Genomic DNA, 17,798 nt, shown 5'->3' on the forward strand with positions numbered 1-17,798 from the left:
GGTCACCTGCGTGGCGTGATATCCCGCTCCACGGGCGGCGCGTCGGGGTCCTGACCTGCCGGAAACTTGCCTTTCAAATGCCAGGCAAAGGCGATGATTTCGGCGATCGTGCGATACAGCGGTTCGGGAATGCTGTCGCCCAGCTCCATGCGGGCCAGCAGTTTGACCAGCTCGGCATTCTCGTAGATCGGCACTTCATATTCGCGGGCAATCGCCAGAATGGCTTCGGCCAACTGGTCGTCGCCTTTGGCGCTGAGGGTCGGCGCGCTCTGCCCGTCATAACTGAGGGCGATGGCCTGGCGCGGGCTGTGGTCGGGTGGGGTCATCAGGCGTTCTCGTCGATCCAGCGTTGTTCGAGGGCAGTGCGTGGTCCCTGGGGCGGCGTGCCATGGTTGCAGGCCAGCTCACCGACCGTCAGACCGCAGGCGGTCAGCCGCTCGCGCAGATATTCCAGCTCATGATCGATCAACGCTGCGCTTTGCGCACGCTCGGCCCACAGCTGGCTGGACAGCGTGCCACGCAGCAGTTGTGCATTGACCTGCATAGGCCCGAGCGGTTCGAGATCGAACGCCAGATCGACTTTCCAGAGCCTTTCGCGGTTTTCGGTGGTCTCGCCAGCCTCCCGCTCTTCGCCGGTTTCCGCGTCCGGCTTGTCTTCGCGCTGCACTTTGACCTGCAACGGCACGATGTCATGGGCATTGCGCATCGGCACTTCCAACTGCCAGGTGGTCACCTGGGTGCCGTCAGCGTTGGTTCGCGTCTGTTCAAGGCCGCCCAACTGGTGGCTTTGCAGGCGTGAAACAGCAGCGGCGGCCAGCTTCAGCAGCAGTTCCAGATCGTCTTCCTGCTCACCGCCGCCGACCGTGCGTGAGGGCAGCGGAAAGCTGCTTGGCTGAGTCCGCGCGGCGACCATGCCCAACGTGCCCAGTGCATAGCGAACCGCGTTGGGCATGGCGCGCGCCAGGGTGTTGGAGGCCGCTGCCGCGCCATAAGACTGGTTTTCCGGCAGCCCCGGCAGAATCTGGCCAATCAGGCGCATCAGGTTGGCTTTCATGTCCGGAGCCTGCATCGGATTCAGCCCGGCCAGCAGCTTGGCTTCGAGAAATACACCACTGGCATTAAGCGCCTGAGCGACGCCTTTGGGCGTGGTCATCTGCTGAATATCGGGCAAGTCGTCCAGCAACTGGCTGATGCTCGCTTGCAACTGTGCGCTGATCGGGGAACTGGCCGGGTTGCCACTGACCGGCTGGCTGCCCGGCAGATTTTGCAGGGCGTTGATCAGGGTTTCCAGCGAGCCCTGGCGAGTTTGCTGGGTGGTCAGTTGCTGGGCCAGCGCCAGTTGATCGAGACGGCTGGGCAGGGCGACGAAGTTCAAAGCCTGACTGCCTTGCACCTGAGCGCTGAGCAGGCTGCCGACCGTCAACGGTTGCGGGCTCTCGATGGTCAGGCTGGAACCCGCCAGTGCGGTGTTGAGCAGCATGACGATAGAGCGATAAACCGGCGTCGTGGCGGCCGGGTTGGGTATGCTCGTCGGATTGGGCGCCGGGCTGAGTTCCTGGCTGGTCAACACCTTGCCTTGCAACAGCGTACCGGCGGGCAATTGCCGAGTGTCGATGCTGGTCATCGAGTTCTTCAGGGCGTTGTTGATCTGTTGCAGGCTCAAGGTCAGTTCGTTGGACGACGCCTGTGCCACTTGCAGCAGGCTGCCGGGCGTGAACGGCACGCTGCTGCTGACCGGCAGGTTGGTCTGGGTGCCGTTGGCAAGCACCAGGCGCAGCAGCAACTGGAAATTCTGGTTGACCTGCTTGAGGGTCAGCACTTCGGCGTCGACCGTTTCGCCTTCGGGAATCAGGTTTTCCGACGAGTGCAGCAGGGTCAGGACCTGCGCGGGGGAGACGCCGGCGCGCAGCAGTGTCGTGATGGGGGTTGTCGCCGGAACGCTGGTGATGTCGCCTGTCATTGAAATGTCGACCTGAGGAAATTGCCCCTTTGATAACAGGACTCGCATGTATAATACCGGCCGAAAGCGGGCCTGCCGCCATTAACTTCTCTTCATGTAACGGCTGCATCAACCCCGACTTGAACCGTCTTTTACTCCGTATGTGCCTGTTTTGACACATTTCGCGACGCAACAACACTGGAAATGCTCGATGACACCCGTCCCCCCATTTTTGCAAGCGAAGGCTCTGGCGTGTGAGCGGGACTGGCGGATGCTGTTCGAAAACCTCGATCTGCAATTACACGCCGGGGACATGCTGCAGATCAGCGGTCCCAATGGCAGCGGCAAGACCAGCCTGCTGCGGGTGTTGTGCGGGTTGATGCAGCCGAGCGCCGGGCGGGTACTGCTCAATGGGCTGCCGCTGGACCGACAGCGAGCAGAACCTGGCCGCAGCCTGTTGTGGATTGGCCACGCGCCAGCGCTCAAGGACCTGCTTACGCCACTGGAAAACCTGGCATGGCTGTGTGCCTTGCATCAGCCAGCCAGCGCCGGGCAGATTGCGCAGGCGCTGGATGCGGTGGGGCTGGCAGGTTTTGAAGATATGCCCTGTCACACCTTGTCGGCCGGACAGCAGCGTCGGGTGGCACTGGCCCGTCTGTATCTGCCCGGTCCTTCATTATGGATGCTCGATGAACCGTTCACCGCCCTCGACCGGCAAGGCATCGCGCAATTGGAAAACCATCTGGCAGCGCACTGCGAGCAGGGCGGCATGGTTGTCATGACCACCCACCACACCTTGAGCCGACTGCCTGCGGGCTATCGCGACATCGACCTGGCAAAGGGGTCGGCATGAACAACGTCTTCGTACTGCTGATGGTGCGCGAGGCGCGGCTGCTGGCACGGCGTCCGGCTGACCTGGCCAATCCGCTGGTGTTCTTTGCGCTGGTGATCGCCCTGTTCCCGCTGGCCATTGGCCCGGACGCGCAATTGTTGCAAACCTTGTCGCCGGGGCTGATGTGGATCGCGGCCCTGCTGGCCGTACTGCTTTCGCTGGACGGGCTGTTTCGCAGCGATTTCGAGGACGGCTCACTGGAGCAGTGGGTCCTTTCGCCGCACCCGTTGGCCCTTCTGGTTCTGAGCAAAGTACTGGCACACTGGGTTTTTTCCGGGCTGGCGCTGGTACTGTTGTCGCCGCTGCTGGCGCTGATGCTCGGTTTGCCAGGCAACTGTCTGCCGGTATTGATGCTGTCGCTGTTGCTGGGTACGCCGGTGCTCAGCTTGCTGGGTGCAGTGGGCGCGGGGTTGACAGTCGGTTTGAAGCGCGGCGGTTTGTTGCTCGCTTTGCTGATCCTGCCGCTGTACATCCCGGTATTGATTCTGGGCAGTGCGGCGCTGCAAGCTGCCCTGCAGGGCATGCCCGCGACCGGCTACCTTTTGTGGCTGGGCAGCCTGAGCGTGCTGGCGATCACCCTGACACCTTTTGCAATAGCCGCCGGCCTGAAGATCAGCGTCGGTGAATAAACGAGGTTCCGGGATCGGTAACGCCGAGGCCCGGTAAAACCCTGGAAACACCTGATGAAAAGCAACGCCATGAAAAGCAGCATCGGTTGGGCCTGGTTTCATACCTTCGGCTCGCCGAAAGGGTTCTACCGGATCAGCGCACGTTTGCTGCCATGGCTGAGTGTCGCCGCCTGTCTATTGCTGGGCACCGGTATTGTCTGGGGCCTGGCCTTCGCGCCGCCGGATTACCAGCAGGGCAACAGCTTCCGGATCATTTACATTCATGTGCCCGCCGCCATGCTCGCGCAGTCCTGCTACGTAATGCTGGCGGTGTGCGGCGTGGTCGGGCTGGTGTGGAAGATGAAACTGGCCGATGTCGCGCTGCACTGCGCTGCGCCTATTGGCGCGTGGATGACCGCACTGGCGCTGGCGACCGGGGCGATCTGGGGCAAGCCGACCTGGGGCGCCTGGTGGGTCTGGGATGCGCGGCTGACCTCGATGCTGATTCTGTTGTTTCTGTATCTCGGCGTGATCGCGCTGGGCAATGCGATCAGCAACCGCGACAGTGCCGCCAAAGCTTGTGCCGTGCTGGCCATCGTCGGTGTGGTGAATATCCCGATCATTAAATACTCGGTGGAGTGGTGGCATACCCTGCATCAGGGCGCCACGTTCAGCCTCACGGAAAAACCGGCCATGCCAGCCGAAATGTGGCTGCCGCTGCTGTTTACGGTGTCGGGCTTTTATTGTTTCTTCGGCGTTGTGCTGCTGTTGCGCATGCGCCTGGAAGTGCTGCGTCGCGAATCGCGCACCCAATGGGTCAACGCCGAGGTTCTGCGCAGCCTGGGGCAAACCCCTGCGCCGGAGGGCAAGCCTTGAGCTTTGAGTCATTCAGTGATTTTCTCGCCATGGGCCGTCATGGTCTGTTCGTCTGGTCGGCTTACGGCCTGTGTCTGCTGGTGCTGCTGATCAACGTGGCGCTGCCGGTGCTGGCGCGGCGGCGTTATCTGAAGCAACAGGCGTTGCGCCTGAAGCGGGAGAAGCTGTCGTGAACCCGCTGCGCAGAAAGCGGCTGCTGATCATTCTTGGCGTACTGGTCGGCGTCAGTCTGGCCGTAAGCCTGGCGCTCAGTGCATTGAAGGAGAATATCAATCTGTTCTATACGCCGAGCCAGATTGCCAATGGCGAAGCGCCGCTGGATACGCGTATTCGCGCCGGCGGCATGGTCGAAAAAGGCTCGTTGCAGCGCTCCGCGGATTCGCTGGACGTGCGCTTTGTGGTCACCGATTTCAACCAGTCGGTGACCATCGCCTATCGCGGCATCCTTCCCGACCTGTTCCGCGAAGGGCAGGGCATCGTCGCGTTGGGCAAGCTCAACGCTCAGGGTGTAGTAGTGGCCGATGAAGTGCTGGCCAAGCATGACGAGAAGTACATGCCCCCCGAAGTGACCAAAGCGCTGCGCGAGAGCGGCCAGCCGGCACCGGCTGCGCCCTCTATGCCCGCTAGGCAGGCTGATCGATGATTCCCGAACTCGGCCATCTGGCCATGATTCTGGCGCTGGGCTTCGCACTGGTGCAGGCCATCATTCCGCTGATCGGCGCGTGGCGCGGCGACCGTCTGTGGATGAGCCTGGCGCGTCCGGCGGCGTGGGGCCAGTTCAGCTTTCTGATCTTCGCGTTCGGTTGCCTGACTTACGCGTTCATGACCGATGATTTTTCCGTCGCCTACGTGGCGCAGAATTCCAATACCGAGCTGCCTTGGTACTACAAATTCAGCGCCGTATGGGGCGCGCATGAAGGCTCGCTGCTGCTCTGGGCGCTGATTCTCGGTGGCTGGACCTTCGCCGTGTCGGTGTTTTCCCGGCAATTGCCCCAGGTGATGCTGGCACGGGTATTGGCCGTGATGGGCATGATCAGCCTGGGTTTCTTGCTGTTTCTGATCCTCACGTCCAACCCGTTTGCCCGCCTGTTGCCGCAAATGCCAGCCAACGGTCGCGATCTCAACCCGTTATTGCAGGACATCGGCCTGATCGTGCATCCGCCGATGCTGTACATGGGCTACGTGGGTTTTTCCGTGGCCTTTGCGTTCGCCATCGCGGCGCTGCTTGGCGGGCGACTCGACGCCGCCTGGGCGCGCTGGTCGCGACCCTGGACGCTGGTCGCCTGGGCGTTTCTCGGCATCGGCATCAGCCTTGGCTCGTGGTGGGCCTATTACGAACTGGGCTGGGGCGGCTGGTGGTTCTGGGACCCGGTGGAAAACGCCTCGTTCATGCCCTGGCTGGTCGGCACGGCGCTGATCCATTCGCTGGCAGTCACGGAAAAGCGCGGGGTGTTCAAAAGCTGGACGGTGCTGCTGGCGATTGCGGCGTTTTCCCTGAGCCTGCTCGGCACCTTTCTGGTCCGTTCCGGGGTACTCACCTCGGTGCACGCCTTTGCCTCGGACCCGGCACGCGGGGTGTTCATTCTGATGTTCCTGCTGGTTGTGGTAGGCGGCTCGCTGACTTTGTTCGCGGTGCGGGCGCCGGTGGTCAAAAGTCACGTCGGTTTCGACCTGTGGTCGCGGGAAACCTTGCTGCTCGGTAATAACCTGTTGCTGGTGGTGGCCGCGTCGATGATTTTGCTCGGCACGCTTTATCCGCTGGTGATCGACGCCATCAGTGGCGACAAGATGTCAGTCGGTCCGCCGTATTTCAACGCTTTGTTCGTGCCGTTGATGGGGCTGCTGCTGGCGGTGATGGCGGTCGGCGTGCTGGTGCGCTGGAAGGACACGCCGCTGAAATGGCTGCTGGGCATGCTCGGCCCGGTGCTGATCGGCAGCGCCGTGCTGGCGGTGATCGCCGGGCTGGTCCTGGGCGATTTTCAGTGGGCGGTGCTGGCGACGTTCATGCTCGCCGCCTGGGTGCTGCTGGCCGGGCTTCGTGACCTGTTCGACAAGACGCGTCACAAAGGATTGTTCAAGGGCGCGCGCAGCCTGACCCGCAGTTATTGGGGCATGCAACTGGCGCATCTCGGTATCGTGGTGTGCGCGTTGGGCGTGGTGTTATCCAGCCAGAACAGCGCCGAGCGCGATCTGCGCATGGCCCCCGGCGAGTCCACCGAACTGGGCGGTTATGTGTTCGTGTTCGAAGGCGCGAAACACTACGAAGGGCCGAACTTTATTTCCGATCGCGGCACCGTGCGCGTCCTGCACAACGGCGCGCCGCTCACTGAACTGCACCCGGAGAAGCGTCTTTATACGGTGCAGCAATCGATGATGACCGAAGCGGGTATCGACGCCGGTTTCAGCCGTGATCTTTACGTGGCACTGGGTGAACCGCTGGGCGATGGTGCCTGGGCGGTGCGGGTTCACGTCAAGCCGTTCGTGCGCTGGATTTGGTTCGGCGGCTTGCTGACGGGGCTGGGCGGGGTGCTGGCGGCGCTCGACCTGCGTTATCGCACGCGGGTCAACAGCAAGGTGCGTGAGGCGCTGGGCATGTCGGGAGCGACCCCATGAAACGCTGGATTCTGCTGTTGCCGCTGGCGCTGTTTCTCGGCGTGGCGGCGTTTTTGTATCGCGGTTTGTATCTCGACCCTGCCGAGCTGCCCTCGGCGCTCATCGGCAAGCCTTTTCCTGAGTTTTCACTGCGTGAAGTGCAGAGCGAACGGGTGTTGAGCCGTGCTGATTTGCTGGGCAAACCCGCGTTGGTCAATGTCTGGGGCACCTGGTGCGTGGCCTGCCGGGTCGAGCATCCGCTGCTCACTCGTCTGGCGCAGCAAGGCGTGCTGATCTACGGCGTGAACTACAAGGACGTCAACGCCGATGCGATCAAGTGGCTCAAGGCATTTCACGATCCTTATCAGTTGAATATCCGCGACGAAGAGGGCTCACTGGGCCTGAATCTTGGGGTTTACGGCGCACCGGAAACCTTCCTGATCGACCGTCAGGGCATCATTCGTTACAAACATGTCGGGGTCATCGACGATGCGGTCTGGCGCGAAAAATTAGCAGCGCGCTATCAGGCGCTGGTTGACGAGGGCAGGCCATGAAACGCTGCCTGACCCTCCTGTTGCTGAACCTGTCTCTGTGCGGCATCGCCCATGCGGCCATCGACGCCTACACCTTTCGCGACGATGCCGAGCGCGCCCGTTACAGCGAGTTGACCCGCGAGCTGCGCTGCCCCAAATGCCAGAATCAGGACATCGCCGATTCCAACGCGCCGATTGCTGCCGACCTGCGCAAGGAAATCTACCGCATGCTGGGCGAGGGGCAGAGCAATCAGCAGATCATTGATTTCATGGTGGATCGGTATGGCGATTTCGTGCGTTACAAACCGAGCCTCAATGCCCGTACCTGGCTGCTCTGGTTCGGCCCTGCCGGTCTGCTGCTCGGCGGTGTTGTGGTGATCGGCTTCATTGTCGTGCGTCGTCGCAATCATCGTGCTGAGGACGCCGTTGGGTTGTCCGCAGACGAGCAGCAGCGCCTCGCCAGATTGCTGGACGATAACCGCCCATGATCGATTTCTGGATGGCAACCGGGCTGTTGCTGCTGGTGGCGCTGGGCTTTCTGCTGATCCCGGTACTGCGCGACCATCGTGCGCAGCGCGAAGAAGACCGCACCGCGCTCAATGTCGCGCTGTATCAGGAGCGCCTGGCCGAGTTGCAGGCGCAGCACGAGCAGGGCATGTTGTCGGTGCAGCAGCGACAGGACGCCCGCGCCGAGGCCGCTCGGGAGTTGCTTGCCGACACCGAAGGCGCAGAGCCTGTCCGTGCATCACGACTGGGCAGGCCGGTGTTGTTGCTGGCGGCCGCGCTGGTGCCGATGCTCGGTCTGGCGGGTTATCTGCATCTGGGGGCCAGCGACCGGGTCGAGCTGAGCCGCGAATTTGCCAAGCCGCCAACCTCGCTGGCCGACATGACCCGGCGGCTGGAGCGCAGCGTGCAGGCGCAGCCGGATTCTGCCGAGAACCTGTATTTTCTGGCGCGCAGCTACATGGCGCAAAATCGCCCTGGTGATGCGGCGCACCTGTTCGAACGGGCAGTCGCGCTGGCGGGAAGGCAGCCGGAACTGCTTGGGCAATGGGCGCAGGCGTTGTATTTCGCCAGTGACAAGCATTTCACGCCTCAGGTGCAGGCGCTGACCGACGAAGCGCTGCAGGCCGACCCGAAAGAAGTCACCAGCCTTGGCCTTCTGGGGATTGCCGCGTTTGAAACACAGCGTTATCAGGCCGCGGTGGATTACTGGAGCCGGCTGCTGGCGGCGTTGCCTGCGCAGGACGCCTCACGCTCGGCGCTGGAAGGCGGGATTGCCCGGGCCCGAGAGCATCTTGCGCAACAGGGCGCGTCGGTTAAACCCAAGTCACTCAAAGTGCGTGTTGCGCTGGCTGCATCGCTTGAAGGTAAAGTACAGCCAACTGACAGCGTGTTCATCTTTGCCCGCGCAATCAACGGCCCGGCCGCGCCGCTGGCGGTCAAGCGCATCACCGTGGCGGACCTGCCTGCCGAGGTCGAACTCAGTGATGCCGACGCAATGTTGCCGCAACTGAAACTGTCGACCTCTGCGCAAGTCCAACTGATGGCGCGAGTGTCTCGCGCAGGGCAGCCAACCACCGGTGAGTGGGTCGGCCGCAGTCAGCCGCTGGCCAGCGATACCCAGGCGCAGCAGGTAGTGACCATCGACAGTCCGGATAAATAGAGAATCGCTTATGTACCATACCGCACGCATCACCTTGTTGGGTCTGGTCGTTGGCCTGAGTGCCTGTGCAGTCCAGCATCCGGCACCGCCACACAGCCAGGAGCCGATTCCGACCCTGCCGGGCGGCCAGCAGCCCGAGGCTCCGCGTCCACCGCCTGCACCGGCGGAGCCCGCCAAGGCGCCTGTCGCAGGGCCGAAAACCTCGGCCAGTTTTGCGCCACCGCCGGGCGGTGGCAGCCATTGGGATCCGCGCTTGGGCGTCTATGTGATGGACGATCAGCCTAATACGTTTTACCGCCAGCGCACGTATTACCAGTGGAACAATGGCTGGAGCTGGGCCACGAATCCAGACGGCCCTTGGCAGGCGACCGATGCCAGTGGTGTACCCTCAGGGTTGGGTAAACAGTTTGGCAATTGATTCAATCTTCAAATTAAAACGGCGACCTCTTGAGGTCGCCGTTTTGCATTACGCAAGCTGCTTATTTGACCGGATAGATCTGATCGAACACGCCACCGTCAATGAAGTGGGTCTTCTGCACGGTGCGCCAGTCACAGAAGGTTTTCTCGACCGACAGGAAGTCGACTTTCGGGAAGCGATCCTGGAATTTGGCGAGAATTTGCGGATCGCGTGGGCGCAGGTAATTGTTGGCGGCGATCTCCTGACCTTCAGGCGACCACAGGTACTTCAGGTATTCCTCGGCCAGCGCTCGGGAGTTCTTCTTGTCCACCACCTTGTCGACCACACTCACCGGCGGCTCGGCTTCGGCCGACACGGATGGGTAAACCACTTCGAACTGATCGCGACCGAACTCGCGGGCAATCATTTCGGCTTCGTTCTCGAAGGTCACCAGCACGTCGCCGATCTGGTTGGTCATGAAGGTGGTGGTCGCGCCACGGCCGCCGGTGTCGAGCACCGGTACATGGTGGAACAGGTCGCCGACGAACTTTTTCGCAGCGGCTTCATCGCCACCGTTTTTCAGGGTGTAGCCCCAGGCCGACAGGTAGGTGTAGCGGCCGTTGCCCGAGGTTTTCGGGTTGGGCACGATGACTTCGACGCCATCCTTGACCAGGTCGGGCCAGTCTTTCAGGGCCTTGGGGTTGCCCTTGCGGACGATGAACACCGTGGCTGAAGTGAACGGCGCGCTGTTGTTCGGCAGGCGCGTGACCCAGTCTTTCGGCACCAGCCCGCCATTGTCAGCCAGCGCGTTTATGTCGGTGGCCATGTTCATGGTAATCACGTCAGCCGGCAGCCCGTCGATCACCGAACGCGCCTGCTTGCTCGACCCGCCAAACGACATCTGCACGGTTACGTCTTCATTCTTTTCGGCTTTCCAGTGTTTCTGGAAGGCGCTGTTGTAGTCCTTGTAGAAGTCACGCATGACGTCGTAGGAAACGTTGAGCAGTGTCGGGGCTGCCTGGGCGGCGCTGGCAAAAGCCAGGCCGGCGGCCAGTAGCGAAGCGGCGAAGAGTTTATTCACTGCAGGGTCCTTGAGATTGTTTTAATGAAGCTTGATGGCGTAATGCCGTGACACTATCAGCATCGTGTCTGCAGTTTAAAGACTGAAAAGGTCTTTGCTTATGCCGTGTGCTCTACTTTCGCAAACAATTGATTGCCGCAACGGGAACAGAACGCCGCGCCATGCTCGTGGACGTTCTTCGAACAGACCGGGCAATCGTGTTTCAACTGATCGCCGCGCATGGCATTGGCCAGTTCGGCGGTGAAAATCCCGGTGGGTACGGCGATGATCGAATAACCGATGATCATCACCAGCGACGAGAGCATCTGACCCAGCGGCGTTTTGGGTACGATATCGCCGAAACCGACGGTGGTGAGGGTCACGATAGCCCAGTAAATGCCTTTGGGGATGCTGGTGAAGCCATGTTCCGGGCCTTCGATCACGTACATCAGCGTGCCGAACACCGTGACCAGGGTCGAAACGGTGACCAGAAACACGATGATCTTCTGTTTGCTGCCGCGTAGCGCAGCCAGCAGGTAGTTGGCCTGTCGCAGGTAGGTGCCCAGTTTGAGCACCCGGAAAATCCGCAGCATGCGAATGATCCGCACGATCAGCAGGTATTGCGCGTCGCTGTAATAAATCGACAGCACGCCTGGCACAATCGCCAGCAGGTCGACCAGGCCGTAGAAGCTGAAGGCGTATTTCAGCGGCCGGGGCGAGCAGTACAGGCGCAGGATGTACTCAATCGCGAACAGCAGCGTAAAACCCCATTCGATCCAGGCGAACAGCATCGCGTAATCGCGGTGAATACTCTCGATACTGTCGATGATCGTGACCAGCAGGCTGAGCAGAATCGCCACCAGCACGATCTTGTCAAACGTCCGCCCGGCAGGCGTATTGGCCTCGAAAATAACGATATGCAACCGCTCGCGGCGGCTGAGAGAGGTGTCCATGATGCTTCCCGATGCAAAGATCGGCAGAGCCTAGGAGCATGGCTCGGCAAGTGCAAGCACCATGGCGAAGATCGGACGCGGAGCGTCCAAAACTGCGTTCCTACGCTGGAGCGTAAGGAACGATAGCCTCAACTGTCGTGCAAACGCTCCGCGGCATGCCGTTCCAGAAACGATTATCGTGCGACGCTCCGCGTCGTCATGCCGTTCGAGACGCTCCGCGTCCTCTTGCGACGCAGAGTGTCGTGAACGCACACTCAAGCGCGTATGACAAGCCAGGTGGGAGAGGGAAGGACACATGCAGCATTCAGGCGAAGGCTTTTCTCTCAGAACGTTGGCGTTTGATGACTCTGAGTTGATCCAACGTTATGAGCAGGCCAATCGCAGTCACCTGCAGCCCTGGGAACCGTTGAGGGGCGACGACTATTTCGTCCTCGAAAACGCCAGATCAAGGGTTCAGCAGCAATGGGAAAGCATGCAGACCGGCAACGCGATTTTTTTCTTGGTCACGGAGCCTGAGAGCGGCGAGCTGCTGGGGCGGTGCAGTTACACGAACATCGTGAGGGGCGCTTTCCAGGCCTGCAATCTCGGCTTCTCATTGGCGGAAACGGCTCAGGGCCGGGGCTTGATGAGAAGGGCGCTTGAGGTTACCAATCGCTATTGCTTTGAACAGATGGGCCTGCACCGGATCATGGCCAACCACATGCCGGCCAATGTACGAAGTGAGCGACTGCTGCAGTCGTTGGGCTTTGAAAAAGAAGGCTATGCGCGTGCCTACCTGAACATTGCCGGGGTTTGGGAAGATCATGTATTGCGAGCGTTGATTCATCCGGGTGACGTCATTTAGCTTCTGCCCGGAGTGCATTGGAGCTTCAGGAGGTTATGACGGCTGCGATGGGCTGCCTCGGGAGTGTCTGATGTATCGTATGCACCGGTTTTGCTGTCGGTTCCCGACAGATCGCGGACAAGCGAAGCGTCGCCCGGTCCGCTCCTACATTCCCGTGCATTCGGACAGATGGGACGTAACGATCGATCGCCTCAGCTATCATGCAGACGCTCTACGGCATGACGTTCGAAGAAACCACTATCGTGCGACGCTCTGCGGCATGGCGTTCGAGAAACCACTATCGTGCGACGCTCTGCGTCGCATGCCGTTCGGGACGCTCTGCGTCCTCTTGCTGCTGCAATTCCCTACATCCCGACAAATCGTGGACAAGCGACGCGTCCTATTTCCCGGCCGCGTCATCTTTCTCCCAGCCGCCGCCCAGGGCCAGGAACAGGTTGATCTGCCCCATCGCGACTTCGGTGTTGGCTTCGGCCAGTTGGGCGCGGACGTCGGTGTAGGTGCGGGTGGCTTGCAGGTCGGCGAGGAATGACGCGCGGCCGGCCTGGTAGAAACGGTGGGTCTGGTCAGCGGCCTCTTTGGCCGATTGTTCGGCATCTTTCAGCGCATCGCGACGGTCGAGCAGGGCGGTGTATTGCGCCAGCCCGGTCTGGGTTTCACGGATGGCGCTGAGCACCACGCCGTCAAAGCGCGCCAGTGCCGCTTGTGCCGACGCTTCTGCCTGATGGATACGCGCCCGCGAGCCATTGGACGGGAGGGTCCAGTTCAGCAGCGGCCCGAAGCCCCAGCGGTTGGCGGCCGGTTTGCCGAGGTTTTCGATCAGGCCGGTGGTGCCGATGCTCGCGCCGATGCTGATGTCCGGATAAAGCTCACCGGTCGCGACACCAATCTGGGCCGTGGACACCGCCAGTTGCCGTTCGGCCTGACGCACGTCCGGGCGGCGTTTGAGCAGCGCGGCGCCATCGCCCACGGACATGACCTGAGCAATATGTGGCAGCGCGTTGCAGGTGCTGACCCCGGCCGGCAATTGCTCGACCGGCTTGGCCAGGAGCATCGACAGGCGGAACATCGCCGCCTGACGCCGAGCCTCGTAACGCGGCATTTCGGCACGCAACGATTTGAACTGCGTCTGCGAGCGCGTGACTTGGGTTTCATCACCGCGCCCGGCATCGCGCAAGCGCTGGTTGAGGGTCACGCTCTGCTGTTGCAAGGCCAGCGACTCGTGGGCGATGTCGAGCTCTTCGTTGGCCGCGCAGATCTGCGTATAAGCCCGCACGACGTCAGCGACCACGGTGATACGCGCCGTATCGACCGCCGCCTGATTGGCATCGATATTGGCCTGCGCCGCTTCGATGCCCCGCTGCAAGGTGCCGAACAGGTCGAATTGATACGACGTGGTGATACCCACATCACCAACATTGGACACCGGCACCTTGTCGGTCAGCAGATACGCTTCGCCGGATTCCTGCACACGCTGCGCACCGATCTTCGCGCCATTGGTAAAGCCACCTGCCGCCTCGGCCTCGGCGTTCCGATAACGCGAGCGTTGCAGGTTGGCGGCCGCCACACGCAGATCGGTATTCGACGCCATGGCCTGGCGCACCAGCTCATCCAGACGCGCATCCTGATACAAGCGCCACCAATGCACGGGCACCGGGGCCGAAACGGTGTTCACCGAGCGGCCCGCCAGTTCGCCCTGTAAATCCGGGCGATTGATCGCGCCGTCTTTCGGCAGTTGGTAATCCGGCCCGACCATCTGACAGGCCGACAGCAGAGCGCTCAACCCCAGCGCACTCAGGCGTGCAGCGCGTTTCATCGGGTGGTCTCCTGCGTATCTTCGACGATCGACACCGTCGTGGTCCGCCCGGCGATCATGCGGAAGTCTTTCGGGACATCATCGAAAGCGATGCGCACCGGAATCCGCTGCGCCAGGCGCACCCAGCTGAACGCCGGGTTGACGTTGGGCAGCAGGTTCGAGCCGCTGGTGCGGTCACGGTCTTCGATACCCGCGACGATGCTCACCACATGGCCGGTCAAGCGCGCGTTATCGCCGATGACGCGGATGTCCACGCCCTGGCCGACATGAATGCCGTCCAGCTTGGTTTCTTCGAAATAGCCGTCGATGTGAAACGAAGCCGAATCGACCACGGACAGCACCGGACGCCCGGCGGTGACGAGTTCATGCTCGCGAGGCGCGCGGTCGTTGAGGTAGCCGTCCACCGGGCTGCGAATCACCGAGCGATCCAGATTCAGCTGCGCAGCGTCCACTGCCACCCGTGCTTCACCCAACGCCGACAGCGCGCGGGCTTCTCGAGACTGGCTTTCTTCCAGTTGCTCACGGGCGACCAGATTGCCCAGGCTGCGGTTACGCCGGTTCTCGCGGCGCGCCTGTTCCCAGGTTTCCTGACGCTCGGCGACAGTGGCCTGTGCCTGACGCAGCGACAGACGGAAGCGGTCCTGATCGATGCTGAACAGCACCTGGCCCTTGTGCACCGGCTGATTGTCAGTCACTTCGACCTTCTGGATCAGCCCGGACACGTCCGGTGCGATCTGCACGACATCGGCGCGAATGTGGCCGTCGCGCGTCCAGGGCGCATACATGTAATACATCACCATCCGCCACACGACGACGGCGGCCAGGGTGACAACCAGTAGGGTCAGGACCACGCGGCCCAGTGTCAGTATCGGTTTTTTCATGTCATCAGGTATCGACTGAGAGTATCCACGGCGCCGAGCAACAAAGCGTATAGACCTACGTTGAACAAAGCCCGGTGCCAGACCAGACGGTAGAAGTGCGCACGCAGCAGAACCGCGTGCACGCCGAGAAACAGCACATAGGCAACGCCCATCATTGCCAGAAACGTGGGAATGAAGATCCCGCTGATGTCCAGATCACCAATCACAGCGGCGCTCCATCGATGTTGTGTGGCAGTTGCTCGGTCATTTCCCCGGCCACAGTGACGATTTCCACGCCCGGCAACAGCGCCAGACGCAAGCCGCTGAGCGCATGCAGCAGATGGACGCGGGCCGGGTTATCGCCCATTTCCTGATCGGTCAGTGCGCGGCGCGCGCGGTCCATGGCCATTAACAGGCCTCGGGGGGCGGGCAGTCGCTCACCGGCCTTGCTGCAGTGTTTGAAATAGCCGCTGACCTCATCGATCACTTGGTGCAATTGCAGTCGTGCTGCCGGTGTCGCGCGCCGGGTGTAGGCAATCAGGTCAAGCATGTTCAGCGCGACCCGCAGTTCGCGCAGGGCAATGTCGCGCCAGCTGAAGCGGGTCAGGCGTTTTACCGCCAGTTCGATACCGAACGGGCGAAACACCAAAGTCCAGATAAACGCGAACAGCAATCCGGCCGGGCCGGCCAGATTGGAATTGAGGAAGTTCATGAAGTCCGCATCGTAGGCGCTCTGGATGCTGATGAAGGACGAGGTGTTGACGATGGTCAGCAACGTGCCGAGGAAAAAACGCGGCTGCACGGTCAGGGTGCCGACGCAGATGAATGGCACCGCGAAGGCCAGCACCAGCATCGGGAAGTCGTGCAGGTTGGGCAGCACCACGAACAGGTACAGGCTGGCGAACACCACGGAGAGCAGGGTCCAGAAGAAGAAGCGGTAGATTTGCGGGGCCGGGTCGTCCATGGCCGCAAAGAAACTGCACGACACCGCCGCCAGCGCCACCGCGCTGGCGCCGTCTTTCCAGCCGAGCAGAATCCACAGCACCGACGCCGCGATGATCGCCAGCAAGGTCGAGGTCACTGAATAGAGCATCAGGCCGCGGTCGAGAAAGGGTGTCAGCCGGCCCAGTCGCCAATGGCGATACACCGCGCGCCACTGCGACTGGTCGTCGGTCTTGATCGCGTATTGCAGAGTGCGGCAGTCCTGCCACAGGTCGATCCATTCGCAGAGACGGAACAGGGTGTTGGACAGCAGCAACTGATCACGATCGTCCAGTTGCGCGGAGCCCGGCTGTAACTGCTCCAGCTCGTTGTGCAACTGCTGCCATTGCTCGTCTTGCGGACCGTCGGCGGTGTTTTTCAGCCAGTCGCAGACGTGCTGCAACAGCGGCGAAACGCTGGCCAGTAGATCCGGCATGCGCCGTTCCAGCGCCCACAGTGCATCGTCCAGCGCATCGATGACCGGCAGCAGATGAATCATCCGGCCGCGCAGTTCGTTGGCGTTGCGCACGGTCTGTTTGCGCGCGCCTTCGTGGCGCAACTGGCCGATCATCATTTCCAGCGAGTTGAAGCTGCCGACCATCGCGTTGCGCAGCGTGCCGATTTCCTCGGCCTGACAGGTGCGGCTGATGAAGCGCTCGCTGTAGGTCGAGGCGTCACTGAACCACTTCTCCGTCGTCGCCAGAAACACCGGTGCCAGACGCCGTGGCCAGAACATCGCGCCGACCACAGAGGCGCAGATGATGCCAAGGAAAATTTCCTCGGTGCGCGACACGGCGATATCGAATACCGCCTGCGGGTTATCGACCACCGGCAGGGAAATCAGCGGCATGGTGTAGCCCGCCAGCATCAGCGCGTAGCTGTTCGCGGTGCGCAGGTGCAGGGACAGGAACAGCAGCGTGCCGGTCCACAGCCCGACCACGATGGCCAATAACAACGGTGTCTGCACGAACATCGGCACCAGCAGCACGGACGCCGCGGCACCGGCCAGCGTTCCGGCGGCGCGATACAGCGCTTTTGAGCTGGTCGGGCCGACGAAAGGGCTGGAGACGATGTACACGGTGGCCATTGCCCAATAAGGGCGAGGCATTTCCATCAGCAGCGCGATATACAGCGCCAGCATCGAAGCGCCGAAGGTACGCACGCCGTAAAACCAGTCGCGCGCCGGAGGCACGCTGGAGAAAAAACCTTTCAAGCCTGGCCCCCGTGTTCACGTTGCGCCGCTTCGGAAAACGCCTGCAACACGCGCAAGGTGGCTTCCAGGTCAGCGGGTTGCAGGCCTTGAAACACATCGGCGCGCAAGCGTGTCAGCTCGGTCTCGATCGAGCTGGCCAGCGCGCGGCCTTTCGGCGTCAGGCTCAAGGCCTTGGCGCGGCGATCGTTGGGGTCTTCGGTGCGGCAGACGATGCCGGCTTTGCACAACTGGTCGAGCAAGCGAACCAGTGTCGGGCTTTCCATGCCTGCCGCCTGAGCCACTTTCACCTGATGCGCACCGTCGCCCAGGCGCGCGATGGCCAGCAGCGGCCCTGCGCAGGCTTCGGAAATGCCGTAGGTCACCAGCGTGTTCTGACAGATGCGTCGCCATTGGCGAGAGGCCGCTACCAGACCACTGCTGATTGCTCTATGCAGTGATTCGACAGACATGAAGACACCAGGAATTAGTTAGGAGAAACATTGTTAGCAAGGATATAAATAGGCTGCTAACTAATATCTCGTAACAACTGCTTACAGTCAACCCGGAGCTGCCCAGCGGTGGGGGATTTTGC

General features: G+C 61.6%; 20 protein-coding genes. 11 read left to right on the forward strand and 9 right to left on the reverse strand.

Annotated elements, in window-relative coordinates; genetic code table 11:
* Positions 1–2: 2 nt before the first annotated feature.
* Entirely contained in the window at positions 3–326 is a 324-nt protein-coding gene (locus BLT55_RS04940) for an EscU/YscU/HrcU family type III secretion system export apparatus switch protein (RefSeq protein ID WP_055000767.1), read from the reverse strand.
* Complete coding sequence (gene fliK, locus BLT55_RS04945; RefSeq protein WP_055000768.1) at positions 326–1,960, reverse strand: flagellar hook-length control protein FliK; 1,635 nt, start codon at positions 1,958–1,960, stop codon at positions 326–328. The genes BLT55_RS04940 and fliK overlap by 1 nt, the downstream gene beginning before the upstream one ends.
* A gap of 190 nt (positions 1,961–2,150) precedes the next feature.
* Between fliK and ccmA the strand changes: the two genes are divergently transcribed.
* The 10 genes from ccmA to BLT55_RS04995 are packed head-to-tail and all read left to right on the forward strand — an operon-like array spanning position 2,151 to position 9,524.
* Positions 2,151–2,792: a cytochrome c biogenesis heme-transporting ATPase CcmA gene (gene ccmA / locus BLT55_RS04950; RefSeq protein ID WP_055000769.1), complete on the forward strand. Its 642-nt coding sequence runs from the start codon at positions 2,151–2,153 to the stop codon at positions 2,790–2,792.
* Positions 2,789–3,460: a heme exporter protein CcmB gene (gene ccmB, locus BLT55_RS04955; RefSeq protein WP_055000770.1), complete on the forward strand. Its 672-nt coding sequence runs from the start codon at positions 2,789–2,791 to the stop codon at positions 3,458–3,460. Before ccmA ends, ccmB begins: the two co-directional genes overlap by 4 nt.
* 54 nt (positions 3,461–3,514) lie before the next feature.
* Entirely contained in the window at positions 3,515–4,315 is an 801-nt protein-coding gene (locus tag BLT55_RS04960) for a heme ABC transporter permease (RefSeq protein WP_055000771.1), read from the forward strand.
* On the forward strand, positions 4,312–4,488 hold the full coding sequence (gene ccmD, locus BLT55_RS04965) for a heme exporter protein CcmD (RefSeq protein WP_007251169.1): 177 nt from the start codon (positions 4,312–4,314) through the stop codon (positions 4,486–4,488). Before BLT55_RS04960 ends, ccmD begins: the two co-directional genes overlap by 4 nt.
* Positions 4,485–4,958 (forward strand): cytochrome c maturation protein CcmE, encoded by a 474-nt coding sequence (ccmE, locus tag BLT55_RS04970; RefSeq protein WP_055000772.1) that lies wholly within the window; start codon positions 4,485–4,487, stop codon positions 4,956–4,958. The genes ccmD and ccmE overlap by 4 nt, the downstream gene beginning before the upstream one ends.
* Positions 4,955–6,928 carry a heme lyase CcmF/NrfE family subunit gene (locus tag BLT55_RS04975; protein ID WP_055000773.1) on the forward strand — a complete coding sequence of 658 codons (1,974 nt, stop codon included), beginning with the start codon at positions 4,955–4,957 and terminating at the stop codon, positions 6,926–6,928. Before ccmE ends, BLT55_RS04975 begins: the two co-directional genes overlap by 4 nt.
* Entirely contained in the window at positions 6,925–7,461 is a 537-nt protein-coding gene (locus tag BLT55_RS04980; RefSeq protein WP_055000774.1) for a DsbE family thiol:disulfide interchange protein, read from the forward strand. Before BLT55_RS04975 ends, BLT55_RS04980 begins: the two co-directional genes overlap by 4 nt.
* Positions 7,458–7,928: a cytochrome c-type biogenesis protein gene (locus tag BLT55_RS04985; RefSeq protein WP_007251173.1), complete on the forward strand. Its 471-nt coding sequence runs from the start codon at positions 7,458–7,460 to the stop codon at positions 7,926–7,928. Before BLT55_RS04980 ends, BLT55_RS04985 begins: the two co-directional genes overlap by 4 nt.
* Positions 7,925–9,106, forward strand: a complete 1,182-nt coding sequence (gene ccmI / locus BLT55_RS04990; RefSeq protein ID WP_055000775.1) for a c-type cytochrome biogenesis protein CcmI — start codon at positions 7,925–7,927, stop codon at positions 9,104–9,106. The genes BLT55_RS04985 and ccmI overlap by 4 nt, the downstream gene beginning before the upstream one ends.
* Before the next feature lie 10 nt (positions 9,107–9,116).
* On the forward strand, positions 9,117–9,524 hold the full coding sequence (locus BLT55_RS04995; RefSeq protein ID WP_055000776.1) for a hypothetical protein: 408 nt from the start codon (positions 9,117–9,119) through the stop codon (positions 9,522–9,524).
* Between the two features lie 61 nt (positions 9,525–9,585).
* Here the strand turns inward: BLT55_RS04995 and BLT55_RS05000 are convergent, their stop codons facing one another.
* Together BLT55_RS05000 and BLT55_RS05005 are read right to left on the reverse strand one after the other, a co-directional pair.
* The gene (locus BLT55_RS05000; protein ID WP_055000777.1) at positions 9,586–10,584 is read right to left on the reverse strand and encodes a sulfate ABC transporter substrate-binding protein; all 999 of its coding nucleotides are present in this window, start codon (positions 10,582–10,584) and stop codon (positions 9,586–9,588) included.
* Between the two features lie 98 nt (positions 10,585–10,682).
* A complete protein-coding gene (locus BLT55_RS05005) occupies positions 10,683–11,516 on the reverse strand; it encodes an ion transporter (RefSeq protein WP_007251176.1) in 834 nt (277 codons plus the stop codon).
* 295 nt (positions 11,517–11,811) lie between these two features.
* Between BLT55_RS05005 and BLT55_RS05010 the strand changes: the two genes are divergently transcribed.
* Entirely contained in the window at positions 11,812–12,360 is a 549-nt protein-coding gene (locus tag BLT55_RS05010; RefSeq protein WP_055000778.1) for a GNAT family N-acetyltransferase, read from the forward strand.
* A gap of 379 nt (positions 12,361–12,739) precedes the next feature.
* Here BLT55_RS05010 and BLT55_RS05015 read toward each other — a convergent pair whose 3' ends face one another.
* The 5 genes from BLT55_RS05015 to BLT55_RS05035 are packed head-to-tail and all read right to left on the reverse strand — an operon-like array spanning position 12,740 to position 17,676.
* Entirely contained in the window at positions 12,740–14,173 is a 1,434-nt protein-coding gene (locus tag BLT55_RS05015; protein WP_055000779.1) for an efflux transporter outer membrane subunit, read from the reverse strand.
* Positions 14,170–15,054: an efflux RND transporter periplasmic adaptor subunit gene (locus tag BLT55_RS05020; RefSeq protein WP_055000780.1), complete on the reverse strand. Its 885-nt coding sequence runs from the start codon at positions 15,052–15,054 to the stop codon at positions 14,170–14,172. The genes BLT55_RS05015 and BLT55_RS05020 overlap by 4 nt, the downstream gene beginning before the upstream one ends.
* Positions 15,051–15,260: a DUF1656 domain-containing protein gene (locus BLT55_RS05025; RefSeq protein ID WP_007251180.1), complete on the reverse strand. Its 210-nt coding sequence runs from the start codon at positions 15,258–15,260 to the stop codon at positions 15,051–15,053. Before BLT55_RS05025 ends, BLT55_RS05020 begins: the two co-directional genes overlap by 4 nt.
* Positions 15,257–17,227 carry an FUSC family protein gene (locus tag BLT55_RS05030; RefSeq protein ID WP_055000781.1) on the reverse strand — a complete coding sequence of 657 codons (1,971 nt, stop codon included), beginning with the start codon at positions 17,225–17,227 and terminating at the stop codon, positions 15,257–15,259. The genes BLT55_RS05025 and BLT55_RS05030 overlap by 4 nt, the downstream gene beginning before the upstream one ends.
* Positions 17,224–17,676 (reverse strand): MarR family winged helix-turn-helix transcriptional regulator, encoded by a 453-nt coding sequence (locus BLT55_RS05035; RefSeq protein WP_055000782.1) that lies wholly within the window; start codon positions 17,674–17,676, stop codon positions 17,224–17,226. The genes BLT55_RS05030 and BLT55_RS05035 overlap by 4 nt, the downstream gene beginning before the upstream one ends.
* Positions 17,677–17,798 lie beyond the last annotated feature (122 nt).

Origin of the sequence: Pseudomonas cannabina, assembly GCF_900100365.1 — a bacterium.
In the GTDB taxonomy this organism is placed as follows: Bacteria; Pseudomonadota; Gammaproteobacteria; order Pseudomonadales; family Pseudomonadaceae; genus Aquipseudomonas; species Aquipseudomonas cannabina.